Source organism: Streptomyces sp. NPDC093149 (assembly GCF_044754145.1).
Lineage (GTDB): Bacteria > Actinomycetota > Actinomycetes > Streptomycetales > Streptomycetaceae > Streptomyces.
The window spans coordinates 89,587-102,824 of sequence record NZ_JBIVON010000003.1 but is presented as its reverse complement, the minus strand read 5'-3'; the positions used below and the strand labels follow the sequence as shown (position 1 = coordinate 102,824).

General features: G+C 65.8%; 12 protein-coding genes and 1 pseudogene. 3 read left to right on the top strand and 10 right to left on the bottom strand.

Annotation, left to right across the window (positions count from 1 at the left end; genetic code table 11):
* Nucleotides 1-427: 427 nt before the first annotated feature.
* Nucleotides 428-1,924 carry a D-alanyl-D-alanine carboxypeptidase/D-alanyl-D-alanine-endopeptidase gene (dacB, locus tag ACIQCZ_RS10960; protein ID WP_402281407.1) on the bottom strand — a complete coding sequence of 499 codons (1,497 nt, stop codon included), beginning with the start codon at nt 1,922-1,924 and terminating at the stop codon, nt 428-430.
* Nucleotides 1,925-2,573: 649 nt separating this feature from the next.
* On the opposite strand from dacB, the pseudogene ACIQCZ_RS10955 reads away from it, so the two are divergent.
* A pseudogene (locus ACIQCZ_RS10955) lies at nt 2,574-2,885 on the top strand (ISAzo13 family transposase); the annotation flags it as partial.
* On the opposite strand, the gene ACIQCZ_RS10950 reads toward ACIQCZ_RS10955, so the two are convergent.
* The 5 genes from ACIQCZ_RS10950 to ACIQCZ_RS10930 all read right to left on the bottom strand — a co-directional run bounded on the left by ACIQCZ_RS10950 (nt 2,851) and on the right by ACIQCZ_RS10930 (nt 6,285).
* Nucleotides 2,851-3,063 carry a hypothetical protein gene (locus ACIQCZ_RS10950; RefSeq protein WP_402281405.1) on the bottom strand — a complete coding sequence of 71 codons (213 nt, stop codon included), beginning with the start codon at nt 3,061-3,063 and terminating at the stop codon, nt 2,851-2,853. The pseudogene ACIQCZ_RS10955 and the gene ACIQCZ_RS10950 sit on opposite strands and share 35 nt — an antisense overlap.
* Before the next feature lie 168 nt (nt 3,064-3,231).
* Nucleotides 3,232-3,993: a DUF4097 family beta strand repeat-containing protein gene (locus ACIQCZ_RS10945; RefSeq protein WP_402281403.1), complete on the bottom strand. Its 762-nt coding sequence runs from the start codon at nt 3,991-3,993 to the stop codon at nt 3,232-3,234.
* Nucleotides 3,984-4,172 (bottom strand): hypothetical protein, encoded by a 189-nt coding sequence (locus tag ACIQCZ_RS10940; protein WP_402281401.1) that lies wholly within the window; start codon nt 4,170-4,172, stop codon nt 3,984-3,986. The genes ACIQCZ_RS10945 and ACIQCZ_RS10940 overlap by 10 nt, the downstream gene beginning before the upstream one ends.
* Nucleotides 4,169-5,506 (bottom strand): FtsX-like permease family protein, encoded by a 1,338-nt coding sequence (locus ACIQCZ_RS10935; RefSeq protein ID WP_402281400.1) that lies wholly within the window; start codon nt 5,504-5,506, stop codon nt 4,169-4,171. The genes ACIQCZ_RS10940 and ACIQCZ_RS10935 overlap by 4 nt, the downstream gene beginning before the upstream one ends.
* Complete coding sequence (locus ACIQCZ_RS10930; RefSeq protein WP_402281399.1) at nt 5,506-6,285, bottom strand: ABC transporter ATP-binding protein; 780 nt, start codon at nt 6,283-6,285, stop codon at nt 5,506-5,508. The genes ACIQCZ_RS10935 and ACIQCZ_RS10930 overlap by 1 nt, the downstream gene beginning before the upstream one ends.
* Before the next feature lie 108 nt (nt 6,286-6,393).
* Between ACIQCZ_RS10930 and ACIQCZ_RS10925 the strand changes: the two genes are divergently transcribed.
* Nucleotides 6,394-7,566 carry a sensor histidine kinase gene (locus ACIQCZ_RS10925; protein ID WP_351266620.1) on the top strand — a complete coding sequence of 391 codons (1,173 nt, stop codon included), beginning with the start codon at nt 6,394-6,396 and terminating at the stop codon, nt 7,564-7,566.
* 36 nt (nt 7,567-7,602) lie between these two features.
* Nucleotides 7,603-8,268, top strand: coding sequence for a response regulator (locus ACIQCZ_RS10920; protein ID WP_402281397.1), 666 nt, complete (start codon nt 7,603-7,605; stop codon nt 8,266-8,268).
* A 416-nt stretch (nt 8,269-8,684) separates the two neighbouring features.
* On the opposite strand, the gene ACIQCZ_RS10915 is transcribed toward ACIQCZ_RS10920, so the two are convergent.
* From ACIQCZ_RS10915 to ACIQCZ_RS10900, 4 genes are all read right to left on the bottom strand, one after another.
* The gene (locus tag ACIQCZ_RS10915; RefSeq protein WP_402282138.1) at nt 8,685-9,089 is read right to left on the bottom strand and encodes a serine hydrolase domain-containing protein; all 405 of its coding nucleotides are present in this window, start codon (nt 9,087-9,089) and stop codon (nt 8,685-8,687) included.
* Nucleotides 9,090-9,229: 140 nt separating this feature from the next.
* Nucleotides 9,230-10,123, bottom strand: a complete 894-nt coding sequence (locus tag ACIQCZ_RS10910) for a serine hydrolase (RefSeq protein ID WP_402281395.1) — start codon at nt 10,121-10,123, stop codon at nt 9,230-9,232.
* 77 nt (nt 10,124-10,200) lie between these two features.
* Complete coding sequence (locus tag ACIQCZ_RS10905) at nt 10,201-11,457, bottom strand: MFS transporter (protein WP_402281393.1); 1,257 nt, start codon at nt 11,455-11,457, stop codon at nt 10,201-10,203.
* 85 nt (nt 11,458-11,542) lie between these two features.
* On the bottom strand, nt 11,543-13,186 hold the full coding sequence (locus tag ACIQCZ_RS10900; protein ID WP_402281391.1) for a PucR family transcriptional regulator: 1,644 nt from the start codon (nt 13,184-13,186) through the stop codon (nt 11,543-11,545).
* Between the last annotated feature and the right edge of the window lie 52 nt (nt 13,187-13,238).

The following is a 13,238-nucleotide window of genomic DNA, read 5'->3' as shown; positions in this document are numbered from 1 at the left end:
GCACCGAACCAGCACCGAAGATTCTCGTGCTGGGTGAGGGATCGAGAAAAGTACGCTCAAGCCGGTTCGGAACTCGGTCACAGACCCTGAAGAAGGTCACTCACCGTAGCAAGCATCCAGTACGCCCCCGACACGGGTCTCCTCGTGATCCCGGACGATCCGGCGAAGGACTTCGCCCCGGGCTTCGCGGTCTTCGACGACTCCGTCCCCGCTCTGCGCGCGTTCGTCATGGGCTGGCTGCGGAAGGAAAACGTCAGGCCGGCACCACCCAACGCGAAGTGCGATTCCTTCCTACCCGTACGCGTTCGTACTTGATGATGATGCTCACCCGTGCATGGTGTCTGCTCAGACCGCTTCGGGACAGCCCCCGCACGAGCCCAGGAAACCCAGCCGTAAGCCATCGTGATCACGATCTGCAGCCGGAGTATTAGTTGCTCCCTTCGGGGTTCTGGTAGATGCTGGCGGCCATTGATCCCAATTGCTTGTTGGCCTTTAGTGCCAGGTCGATCGCGTCGCTGACGCTGTTGCTGGGGATCGGGACGTTGTTCACGTAGATCGCGAAGACGAGACGGTGACCATTCTTCGCGTCAACGTATCCTGCAAGCGCCTTGGTGGTGAGAGCCAGCTTGCCCTTGAAAGCGCCGACCAGGGTGCCGGTTTTCGCGCGAATGTGTCCTGCGGCAGGGTCGGTGTGCGCGATGACATCCGCGAGTGATCCATCGACGCCCAGGATCGGCATAGAGTTGTAGAAGGTGCTGAAGTCGCGACTGCGGGAAAGATGCCGCAGCAACTCTGTCTGTGCGGCTGGTGTGGCCTTGTCCCCGGTCAAGCCTTGGGCATCGACGAGAGTGAACGAATTCGGGTCAATACCTGCGTCGGCGAGAAAGTTCCGCTCGATCTGCATTCCGTCGGAATAGGTGTGCTTGCCGTGATGGACTGCCATCAGCAGTGGCAAGAGGTTGGCGCCGAGATTGTGGCTGACCTTATTGATCAACTTGGCGTATTCCCTGAAGGGCGGTGACGTGTACGTCGCCGAGACAGGCAAGGCCTTCACCTCCTCCGATGACGGAAGGTCGGAGCCGGGGTTGGATCCGAGCGTCGGGGCGCTGACGGTGACACCATTCCGCTCAAGAGCCTCGATGAGTACGGTGCGGGCAAATGCTGCGGGGTCAGGTACTTGGAATGTCGCCACGAATGGTGCGGTGGCGTCAGCGGGCACCGAGCCTCGAACCCGGATGTGCCCGGGGGCGTTGCTTTCGGTCTTCACCGTCGGCTTCGTGCCGGCGGGCGTGGTTGTGACGTTCGCGTCGACGGTGAAGGCTGCCGTCTTGGGCCGCCAGTCGACCTTCGCCGGGTTGCCGGGCGTGCCGGGCGTGATGAGCAAGTCAAGGAGGTTGTCGTTGACCACCGTTGGCGTGACAGGCGTCCCACCGATCGACACCGGGTCCCAGAGCCGATTGTCGATGATCACGTTGCCGTCCACTTGACGGATGCCGCTTGCCGCGACCTGACGAGCCAGGTCATTGATGCCTGCCAGCGGGTCTTCCCGGGTGATGGTCGCCATTCCCGGCACGGCGTTTGCGTCGTAGTGGTCGAAGTCGGGTACGTCCAGTTGTCCTGCTGCAGTCGTCCGTCCGCCGAGAGTCAGATCGCCGCTTCCCACCATGATCAGGTTGCCCGTGAGTCGTCCGGCCTCCGATATCGAACCGCTGTGCACGATTGGCGTACGGAAACGGTGGTCGCTGCCGAGGTCGTCGAGGGCTGCGCCTACCGCGAAGGTCTTGGCTGTCGATCCAGTCATGAACTTGGATTCGGCGTTCTTCGACTGGAGGACTTTTCCTGTCTTCAGGTCGGCGACCTGCACGCCCCAGTCGCCTGTTGCCCACGGTGAGGTGTCCATGAGCTTTTGCAGCTCGGCGCTCACACCTGGAGCGTTCGGGGACGCGGAATTCGAGTGATCCTTTGAGTCATTGGAGCACGCCGACATCGTGACGGCCGCAAGGGCCGATGCCACAGCTACTGCGGCTGCGCGGGTACGCAGCCGGCGTGAGCCGTATCCAGTAGCCTCCCGCCGTGTGGTTCCCGCCCTCCGTTGGACTGCGGCCCTGGGCTCCCTTCGGATGCGATTTCGCATGAGATCAGGGACTTTTATAAGCATTGCGAGGATACCTTTTAATTTCTGGCGTTAAACGAGGGGGGATGCCATGAATGCTGGCGGTCGTGCTTTAGGTGATCGAGATACGCCCGGCACCACCGCATGGAGCACGATTTCAGGAACGTAATGTCAATCCGCGCCACCGATAAATTCCTTTTCTGTCCTGATGGGATAGCCAAGGAATGTTCGGGAATCAGTGGAAACCGCGGGCGCGCGACTCCTTGCACTGCCAGTGGCGGCGCTCACCCAGCTGAACCGGACAACCATCGGACTCGCCCAGTCTGGCCGAAGGGAATCGCCCGAACAATGCGGGAAGCAGGAGAGAGCATCGTAGGGAAAACCCCCGTACCTCATATCCAACTAAGGGCGTGCAGATCTCTAACTCGTGGCTTTCCCCTCGCTGATTCGTTGGTCTGGCATGAGCAGGTTGGAAGGGAAACAAGTCGTGCTGGCAGCCAAGTTCATGGAGATTCTGCCGCACCCGGACAAGCAACAACGTCGCTTTTTGAAAGGAGCGGAAGCCCGGTCCCTCGGCCACGGCGGGACCAGAATGGCCGCCGGTGTCCGTGAAGCCACTGTGTCTGTCGGAATGAGGGAGCCCGACTCTGGAGAAGCCCCGCTCGGGCGCACCTGCCGGCTCGAAGGTGGCCGCAAACGCGTGGTCGATCTGAACCCAGCCGTTCGAGAGGTGCTCCTCACGCTGGTCGAGCCACCAGTTCGATCCGGCCCGCCATGCTCCAGCCGCGCTCCGCCCAGTACGGGTGCGAGCTGATCAGGCAGGGCAGCCGGATCAGCTTCCGTCGCAGCTCGGCCGCCCCGACGGCGGGGTGCAGGGCGAGCTGGTTGTAGATGCGGATCTGCCGACGCCCAAGACCGATCAGGCCGTCGGGGAAGCGGAAGGATGCCATCCACTTATTCAATCGGGTGCTCGAATTTCGGCGCAGTCCCGCACGTCGACCGTACTTCCGTAGGTGGCCCGGCTGCGGTGGGCAGCAGGGCATCCAGCGAAACGATCACGTCCTGGAACGTCGCACGCCCCACTGACACCGCTCCAGGGATCATTTACGGTACAGCCATCAAGGCGCCTCCCTCTTGCCGATGACGATGTCTCCGTTACGGGTGTGAATCCTCACGGCATGGTCACTTGTGTCGTCTTTCATGACATCCGCTGTGATGTCGCCCTTCTTGGCGGCCGTGTCGACTGCGTACGTCGCCTCCGGCAGGCCGAGCCGAACGTCGCCGTCCTGGCTTCGCACATCGACGAGGTCAGGTGCGGAGACGAAGTTCAGCTCGTTGTCGCCGTTCCGTGAGGCGACGGTGACCGACCTTGCGGAGATCCTGTCGCCTTCGATGGTTCCGTCGCGGCCTTCCAGATCCAGATGGGGCCCGCTGAGGTCCGACAACCGCATGTCGTCGGCTTTGGCCGAGAAATCTGCGGTGAAGCCCGTGGCTTCAACAAGACCCTTGTCGTTCTCGGCAGTGATCGCGACGTCGCGCGGTACCTTCACGATGTACTTCGCACCGCAGTTGACGGAGAGACCCGTGCAGTCCAGCGAGAGCGTGAGAACGCCCCCTTCGAGCTTCCATCCGGATTCTATTTCGCCGCCTACTTTCGTACCGCTGACCTGCCGCGTCACTCGAACGCCCTTGACATCGGCGGCTACGAGTTCCAGGTCGGCGGAGTCGGACTTCACGGTCAGGCTGTCCCCACTGAAATCAAACATTTTCGATTCCACGACTGTGTTCGCCGGGGTACCGTCCGGGCTGCATCCCGTTGCTGCGACAGCGAGGATCGCGACGCCCCCGAGGGCGAGCACAGTGTGAGGCCTCATTCCCATTGACTCATTCCTTCATAATTCTGGACATGCAGGTGACGCATGCCGTTCATGGTGGTGGTGGTTGGTTCGAAGGACGCGATCGCGTCGGTGGCGAGTTCGTTCCGTGGCGTCAGCAGGCAACCTGAATACCGGCCGAGGGATTCTGCTGTCGCGGCGGTACGGACGTCGCCCTGCTTCACGAGCGCAGAGCCCGGGCTGCGACCGTGCGCGACACACGGGCGGCTTGGAGGGCCAGAGCGAGGCAGGTGGTCACGAGCGTCACGCCGGCGAGCACGCCGAGAGTCGCCCAGGGGAGGCCGTCCAGAACCCGGACGACACTGATCTCGGCGCCCACGGCGATAGTGGCACTCGTCACCGCGATGGCGATCGCGCCGAAGACGATCGCCGTCCCCGCGTAGATCACTCCCTCATAGATCGTTGATCGGGTGACCACGCCTGGTCGCGCACCGGCGACCGTCACGATGGCGGAATCACGTGTGCGTTCCCGCCCGACCAGAGCGATCACAGCAAGGCCGCCGACCCAGGACACGACGAAGACCCAGCCCAGCACGACCAGGACATCGCCCAGCCCGGCGGTGCTTCCGGGCATGACGTTCCCCATGACCATGAAGAGTCCGACGAACGACAGGGAGAGGGCGAAGGGCAGCACCGTGGCCACGCTTCTCGCCGCGCGGGTGCGGCACGATTGCACGGCAAGGTGCCAGGCGACACCGCGCGAGGGCACGAGTGCGGTCCAGAACCTCATCAGAGGTGTGAGCACCCACGGCCCCATCAGCAGCAACAGGCAGATGAGAAAGAGGTCGCCGGCGAAAGCGAAGGCCGTCCGCTGTTCGATCCCGCCCTCGAGTTCGAGTCCCAGCCCGGGAATCCACATCCCGACCACACCGGCGAGGAGGCAGAGGGCGAGAACGCTGCGCGTGACGCCGGGCCGCGCCGGTGGATCGGAGATGTCTCGGAACGCGCGCATCTCCGGTGTCTTGGCGGCGCGGCGCGTGACTCCCCAGCCGCCGAGCAGACACGGAACCACCCCGGACAGCACGCTCGCCCCGACGTGCCAGAGCTGGAATCCTGCCGTGGCTCCGTGCAGGTCGAGTCCCGTGGTCGTCCACTGTGCGAGGGCGGTGCTCGCGACGAGAGGGGCCAGCGGTACTGCCAGCGCACCGGCTGCAGCGCCGAGCACGACCAGTTCCGTGCGCAGAATGAATCTGATGCGATTGCGCGGGATCCCGAGGATCGCCCACAGGGCGTGATCGCGTCGCTGCGTCGTCAAGGTCAGACCGACGGTGGATGCGACGATGCCCACGGCGGCAAGCACGGTGGAGAAGATGATGTTGCCGCCGAGCGCGATCGACGCGGAGACCATCCGCGCATCACCCGCCGCCCGCGCTGTCGAGACGGCGGTGAGCATGGCGATGACCGAGCCCGCTGAGCATGCCGCACCGACCACTGCGCACAGGAACGTCCACAACCACATGGACGCCTGCATCCGAATGTCCGACAGGACAAGTCGCATCACGACGCCTGCTCACCCGCTTCGTCCTCCGACTGCGCCGCGAGGACGGCATCGCTCACCGCGTGGGCGTCGCCACCAGGAATGACGGCGTGCACTTGCCCGGACCCCAGCACCACGACCTGGTCAGCACGTGCGGCCGCATGAGGGTCGTGTGTGACCATGAGGACCGTGGTTCCCTGCGCGGGAAGTGCCTGCAGCCAATCGAGCACGACATGACCCGACTTGAGGTCGAGCGCGCCGGTCGGCTCGTCGGCGAAGACGATCCGCGGCTGATTCGCGACGACCCGGGCCACCGCGACGCGCTGGCGTTCACCTCCGGAGAGCCGGTCGGGGCGCCGCCGCGCGTGCTGGGCGATACCGAGCCTCGACATGGCGTCGCCGACCCTCGACCTGGGCACCCGATGGCCGGCGAGTCGCGCCGGCAGGGCGATGTTGTCCTCGACCGTCAGCGAGCTGACGAGGTTGTACTCCTGGAAGATGAATCCGACGTTCTCACTGCGGAATGCGGCCTGCTTGCGAGGGGGGAGCGACAGGACATCCGTTCCCAGGACCTCGATGGAACCCGCGGTCGCTTGCTCCAGACCAGCAATGCAGAGCAGAAGCGTCGACTTGCCCGACCCGGAAGGGCCGACGATGACGGTCAGCCGGCCTTCGGGAATGTCCAGGTCGATATCGTGCAGGACGCGCGCCGTCTCGCGTCGACGGCCCGGAACGGGGAAGTCCATATGAAGGCCGCGCAAACGGATGCACGGCACGGAAGCAGCAGCTGAGATAGGCATGCACCGAGCTAAGCAGGGCACGGCGGGAGCCACACGGGTGCCTGCACTGCTTAAAGGTAGACCTAGGTCTACCTTTTGCGCGATCCACAGTATGTGACAATGGCGGGCATGGCGCAGATTCGTATTGCCCGGAGGGTGCTGACGGAATGCATCGCGGCAATGGCTTTTCCGATTCTGCTGCTTTCCATTCTCGTTGCGCCGGTCTCGGCCCCGGTGGTGGCGGAGACGGACCGTTCGAGAGCCCGGTGGTGCGGCGTCGAGACGATGCCCCTGAAACCCTCTGACCACAGCTGGGCCCAGTGGGTGGCACCCCGGCTGCGTTCACGGTCGATGTGGCGCACCGACCTCCCGGTTTTCGTGACCGCCGTGCTCCTGTCCGCACTGTCACTGCTGGTGGCCTTCTTCGGATTCATCGGCGCTGCCGCGTTGGTGTTCTCCCCCGTCTTCTGGCTCTTCGGCATCGCTGCGCAGGTCGGTCCATTCACCCCTGAATCCGTTGGGGAAACCCTCCTGGCGATGCCCGCAGGCATCGTTCTCGGCGCGGTCACCACTACCGTACTGACCGGCACATCATTTCTTCGCGACCTTCTCCTGCGCGCCTTCTCCAGAAGCCGGGACCCGGATCTGCTCGCGAAACTGGAGGAGCTCCGGACCAGTCGGGCTTCGCTGACCGCGGCCTTCGAATTCGAGCGACAGCGCATCGAACGCGATCTGCACGACGGCGCCCAACAGGAACTCGTCGCCGTCGTCATGCGTCTCGGGATGCTGGAAGCCACGGCCACAGCCGCAGCCGCCGACCAAGAACGAATCGTGCGGCTGGCACGGCAGGCCCAGGCTCACGCGGAGCGCGCACTCGAACGGCTGAGGGACACGGTGCGCAACATCCATCCCCGTGAACTGAGCGACCTAGGTCTCATCGCCGCCGTCCGAGAGCTGGCCGCGCGATCGCCTTTGCGGGTCGAATTGACCAGCACCGGCGATGACGCCCAGCTTTCGTCACCGACTGCGAACGCCGTATACTTCACGGTGTCCGAAGCTCTGACGAACATCTCGAAACACGCAGGTGTGGGAAGCGCTCGGATCGACCTACGATGCGCCACGACCGACGTACACGTGCGTGTGCATGACGATGGTGTCGGCGGTGCGAGAATCTACGCGGGCTCCGGGCTCGCCGGACTGCGCGAGCGAATGCGAAGTGTCGGCGGGAATCTCGAAATTCTCAGCCCACCGGGTGGCGGGACGCTGGTTGTGGCGTCCGCTCCCAGCGAACCCCCATGGTGATAAATTGAAGCAGGACGTTCCCCCGGGGAGGGGGGCATGAGAATTGTTCTGGCAGATGACAGCGTGCTGATAAGGGCCGGCATCCGGGAAATCTTGACCTCCCACGCTCATGATGTCATCCGCGAATGCGAGGACGCCGACGAACTGGTTGCCGCGGTCGACGAGCTGGTGCGTGCCGGAGCCGCCCCGAACATGGTGATCACGGATGTCCGCATGCCCCCCAGAAACACCGACGACGGACTGCGTGCCGCGATCGATCTGCGCTCCCGTCACCGGGACCTGCCGGTGTTGGTTCTCTCCGCCTACGTCACGGGACCCTATGTGAGGGAACTTCTGAACGGCCCGGGTGCCGACGGAGCCGTCGGGTACCTTCTCAAGGAGAAAGTGGGCAGAGTCGCCGACTTCCTGCGAGCTGTCGAGACGGTCTCCGCAGGTGGCGTCGTGATCGACCCCGAGGTTGTTCGCCACGTCACCCGCGCGGACTCGCCACAGGGGCCGCTTGCCCGGCTCACCACCCGTGAAAGGGAAGTGCTCGCCCACATGGCCGAAGGGCGCTCCAACGCAGAAATCGCGACGGAGCTGTTTCTTTCCGGCGCTGCCGTGAGTAAGCATGTGGCGAACGTTTTCGTGAAGCTCGGCATGCCTCCCGACGAGGACAATCGACGCGTCAAGGCCATTCTGACCTGGTTCGAATACAACTGAGGATTGGCCCCCGGGCACCGTCCAGCAGCTCCCACAGCTCCGTGAGCCCCGCGTCGGTGCCGCAGGTTCTGGGAGCGCTCTCAACACGTGTCGGCCCCCGAATCCTGGTCCCTTCGGGGCTCCGTCGGACACTCCCAGCGACGCCTCCCTCAGCGCCCGCCGGAAGGTGTCCAGGTGGATCGCCGGCGCCACCGGCACATCGACAAGCGTCGTCGCCAGCCGCTCGGACGGGAACAGCGGCGCGTGCGGGTCGGACGGGTTGTCGGGGAACAGACCCCGGATCTCCTCGCCCTTGCCCTTGCCCTTGCCCTTCACCAGGAACCGCCCCCACTGCCCCTGGTCCCAGAACAACTCGCCCAGCCGGACCTGGCACAGCTCCGAGGTCCGCACACCGGAGAGGTACGCGGTCTTCGGCATCACATAGTTGCGGACCGCGACCGCATACTTCCTTGCGATCGCCAGCGCCTGGCGCCAGGATGCGAAGAACGCTTGCATCTCGACGCGCGACGGTGGGATCCGCAGCCCGAAGTCACCCCGATGCCGAGGCCGGCTGAACGGACCGGGGCATCGATATCGAGCGCGCCCTCGTCGACGAGCTGCATCGCCAGCGTGGTCGTCCAGACCTTGGTGATCGAACCGATCTGGAAGACGGAGTCCGCAGTGGCCTCGACGCCGGTGTCCTTGTTCAGTACCCCGGCCGCGCGGTCGATGACCTCGCCGTGTGCGTATACGGCGATCGATGCGGCCGGCACCTTGTACTCGGCCAGCAACTCGGGAAGGCGACTTTCCAACCAGCCACAGAGTTCATTGAGTTCGGACATGTGCACCTCTTGTCTCTGCGAGGGAGAACGGGTGATTCCGGGAGGGTACGACCTACGCGCTCGTGGCCGATTCGTGAGAAACGACGAGAACTGGCGATTCCTTCATCGCGGCCGACGAAACACCCGGCCGCCGGTATGGGTTACCGCCGAAGCCAGTCCACCGCCCGGGCGGCGGCGAACCCGATGAAGGCGTCACGCTCGGGAACTCTCGATCGGGCGTCGGCGGCCCTGGTGAAGACGCCGACTGCGTACCGGCCGCCGTCCGGGTACTCCACCACCCCGATCTCGTTGCGCAGCGAGGGCAGCGTTCCAGTCTTGCCGCTGATCCTGACGTCGTCGTCCGCGAAGCCGGAGCGCAGCCGGTGCGGCCACAGCTGCAGTTCCAGCCAGCGCCGGACGTCGGCGCACGCCGCCGCGGGCGCTGCTTCGTCTCGCCAGATCAGGCCCAGCAACCGGGTGCTTTCCGCGGCGGTGGTCCGGCAGGTCTCTTCGGGTGTCAACGCACGTAGCCTGGCGAGTTGTTCGGCCGGCAACGCGGCCAGGATGCGTTCGTCGTCCTGGTAGTCGATCCCGAGGTCCTCGCCGATCGTGCGCAACAGCTCCCCGCAGTCGTGGGGGACGGCCGTGTGCGGGAGGTCGAGCCGCCGCAGCGTCTTGGCGATCGCGGCCTTTCCCACCTTCCCGAGGATCAGGTCCGTGGCGACGTTGTCGCTGATGCCGATCATCAGGACGGCCAGGTCGTACCAGGACATCGTGACGTCGTGGCGGAACGTCGCAAGGCCGTACGGGCTGGCGGTCGGATGTCCCGGTGCCACCGCGATCCGCTCGGCGAGGTCGAATTCACCTTCGGCCGCTTGCCGGGCAAGTTCCACTGCCACGGGAACCTTGAACACGGACGCGGTGACCACCGGTTCCTCGGCGTCGATGCCCATCTGTCGCGGGCCGTCCAGATCGGCCGCGTGCAGCCAGACGCGGACGCCGACTTCCGCCGCTCGGGCGGTGATTGTCGCGACCAGTTCCGATTCGGTGACCATGGGGTGATCCCTTCTGTCTGTCTGTCCGGTGCGGACTGTCTGTCCGGACCGGATCTGTTTGCTGGTGCGGCGACCGGCTACTTGGTGCCGGTCGGCGGGAAGTTGAACTGTTCGGCGCGCTGCGGGACCCAGAACGCGATCAACGCGGTGAGCAGCGTGGTGCCGATCAGGAAGCCGAACGCCACGGTGTAGGAGAACGCGTCCGCCAGCCAGCCCATCGCCAGCGGCGCGATGACTCCGGCGACCTGGCCGCCGAAGTTCGTCATCCCGGCACCGAGTCCGGCCACCGCCGTGGGAAGCACCCGCAGTGGAAGGCCGAAGACGCACATCGTCGCCATCCCGAACACTCCGACGGCCAATGTCTCGTAGACCGTGAATGTCGCCGCGCTGCCCGCCGACACCATCAGGGCGAGCAGGACCGAGGTCACCGTCGCGATGGACACCAGGTACCACCTGGCCTTGTCATGGAAGTACCGGTCGAACAGCCAGCCGCCGAAGATGGTCGTCGCGAAGCCCACCAGACTCGGGATCGCCGACAGCACGCCGGTCGCGTTCAGCGACAGGTGTCTGGCCTCGAGCAGATAGCTGGGCACCCAGGTGACCAGGCCGTAGCTGAGCATGTTCATCGCGCAGAACAGCACCGCGAACTTCCACACGGCCGGGGACTTCAGCACTTGCGCACGCGAGACTTCGGGCGTCGCCACCGCCGTTTGCGGGAGCCGGCTGAGCCGGTCCGGCAACGCCCTGGGCAGGAGCGCCCACAGCCCGATGCCGATGGCCGCGCCACAACCCGCCATCCAGAGGAAGGTGTGCCTCCAGCCGATGGCTGTCAGCAGTGGGGCGACGAGCAGGGGTGCAAGGCCGGCGATCCCACTGGCGGACAACATCACGCTGGTGGCGGTTCCCCGTCTCTGCGGTGTCGTCCGTTCCGCGATGGCTTTGAACGACGCCGCCGGGAAGGCGCCCTGACAAGCACCGAACAGGCCACGGAACAGTAGGAGAAGACCGAAGGTGCCGGCCATTCCGGTCAAAGCGGTGAACAGCGACCACAGCACGAGCGTGATCAGCATTGGTTTGCGGGAGCCATACCGATCGGCCAGGTAGCCAGCCGGTATCTGGCAGATCATGTAGACCAGCGCGAAGACGGTGACCAGCGAGCCCTGCGCGGTCTTGCCGAGATGGAACTCCTCTCCGATCGACGGCAGAGCCATGCTGATGGAGAACCGGTCGATGTAGTCGATCGACCAGGCGCACAGCATGACCACCATCGTGATCGTTGCTGTCCGGTTGACCCGCTCAGGTGTCCAGGTGTCCTCGGTGACCACCGCGGTCATGGTTGCCTCCGTACCGCTGCGTCGGGGGTGATGGCCCATCCTGGACATCAGGTGACGCAGCGGATTCGTGGAGTTCCACAAACCTTCAGGTGATGTTCGGGCGGTGCGGACGAATGTTGACTCGTTGCGGCGTCCGGCTTCTGCTCATGGTGCCGGGCCTGTGGAGCCGCAGTTGCAGCATCGCCGCGAACCGCTCGCCAGGGTCGTCGAGGTTGATCTCACCGACCTCTGCGACCCGTCGCAGTCGGTACCGGAAGGTGTTGGGGTGCACGTACGCCGCGGCGGACGCGGCGGCCACGTCGCCGAAGGCGTCCAGCCAGCACGACAGCGTGTGGACGAGTTGCGACTGGTGCCGGGCGTCGTAGTCGAGCAGGCGGGCGACGGGCCCGGTCGCCACGTTCCCGCGCGCGGCGGCCAGATCGGCGAGGTCCAGCATGAGCGCGTCGACGTGGACGTCCTCCGCCGTGGCCACCCGCCGGGCGCCCTCGTTGGCGAGCAGTACCCGCAGCGCCCGGTCCGCGCCGTCGCGCGAGCGGCTGAGTCCGGAGCCGTCGAGTGCGGGCGGGCCGATGCCGATCGCCGCGTCCACGCGCTGCCCGGTGCGCTCCAGGAAGGTCGACGCGACGCGGATCGACCGCTCCTGGCAGTCCGCCCGGCCTCCCGGCATCGGCACGATGCCGTAGGCAACGTCGCCCACCAGGGCCACGGCCGAGCGCGCTTGGACCGCACTCAGGTGCATGGCCAGCGCGTCCGCGACCCGCTGGCGATCCGCGACCCGGCGCAGACCGTCCTCCGTCGACGGATCGGCGTCCCCACCACCGAACAGACCCAGTGCCAGCACGACCGCGGGCTGCCCCACCAGCCCGAGCCGCGCAATCGCCTCCGGTGCCCCCGCGCCGCCTTCGAGGGCGGTGCTCACCAGGTCGGCGCGCAGGCGGCGTTCGACATCGGCGCCCGCACGCAGACGCAACATGTGGAGCGCGACGAGCTTGCCGGCGTCGATCAGCGCCTGCGTCCGCTCTTCGGACAAGGGCCCGGGCACCGCCGCCCAGATCGAGCCGAGGATCTCGTCGCCGGCCCGCACCGCCAGCGCCACCCGGGGAACGGTCATCGTCTCGTCGTGGAGCGGATCGACGTACACAGGTGTATGGCCGCGATGGAGACGCTCGAAGACGCCGTTGCGCGCCAGGCCAAGCGTGAACCGTTCCGGTACCTGACGGCCCAGGATCGTCTCCACTCGGGACTGGTCGGCCTCGTCCTGGCGGCCGGAGAAGGCAAGCACCCGTGAGCTGCGGTCCTCGATGGTGACCGGCGCGTCCAACAGCGCGGCCACGGCGTTGGCCAACGCGAACAGGTCGCCCGACGGCATGCCGCCCAGCGTCTGCGGCGAGATGTCGCCGATGTCTCCCTCGACGAGCAGGGTGCGGAGCATGGCGGCGACCTGCGCCCACGAGGCGCCTCGGGTGAGTCCGAGCAGTGCGACGCCGGACTCGTCAGCGGCCCGCCGGATTTCCACGGTCGCGGTGAAGGGTGACCGGACGACGAGCGCCGCAGCGCCCTTGCGGCCGAGTTCGTACAGGAGACGGACCACGTCGTCCGGTTCGTGGAAGCCCACCCCCAGGACGACGGCCTGGGCGGGGAACTGCGCCTCGTCGAGCGGGTCGTGGATGACTACGCCGGTCAACTGCCGGCGCCTGCCCCCGCCGCCGGCTATCGACTCCAGCAACACGTCCCCCAGGTCCTCGAGAACGCGCGCCAGGCTTGTGTGTGGCTTGCCAGAC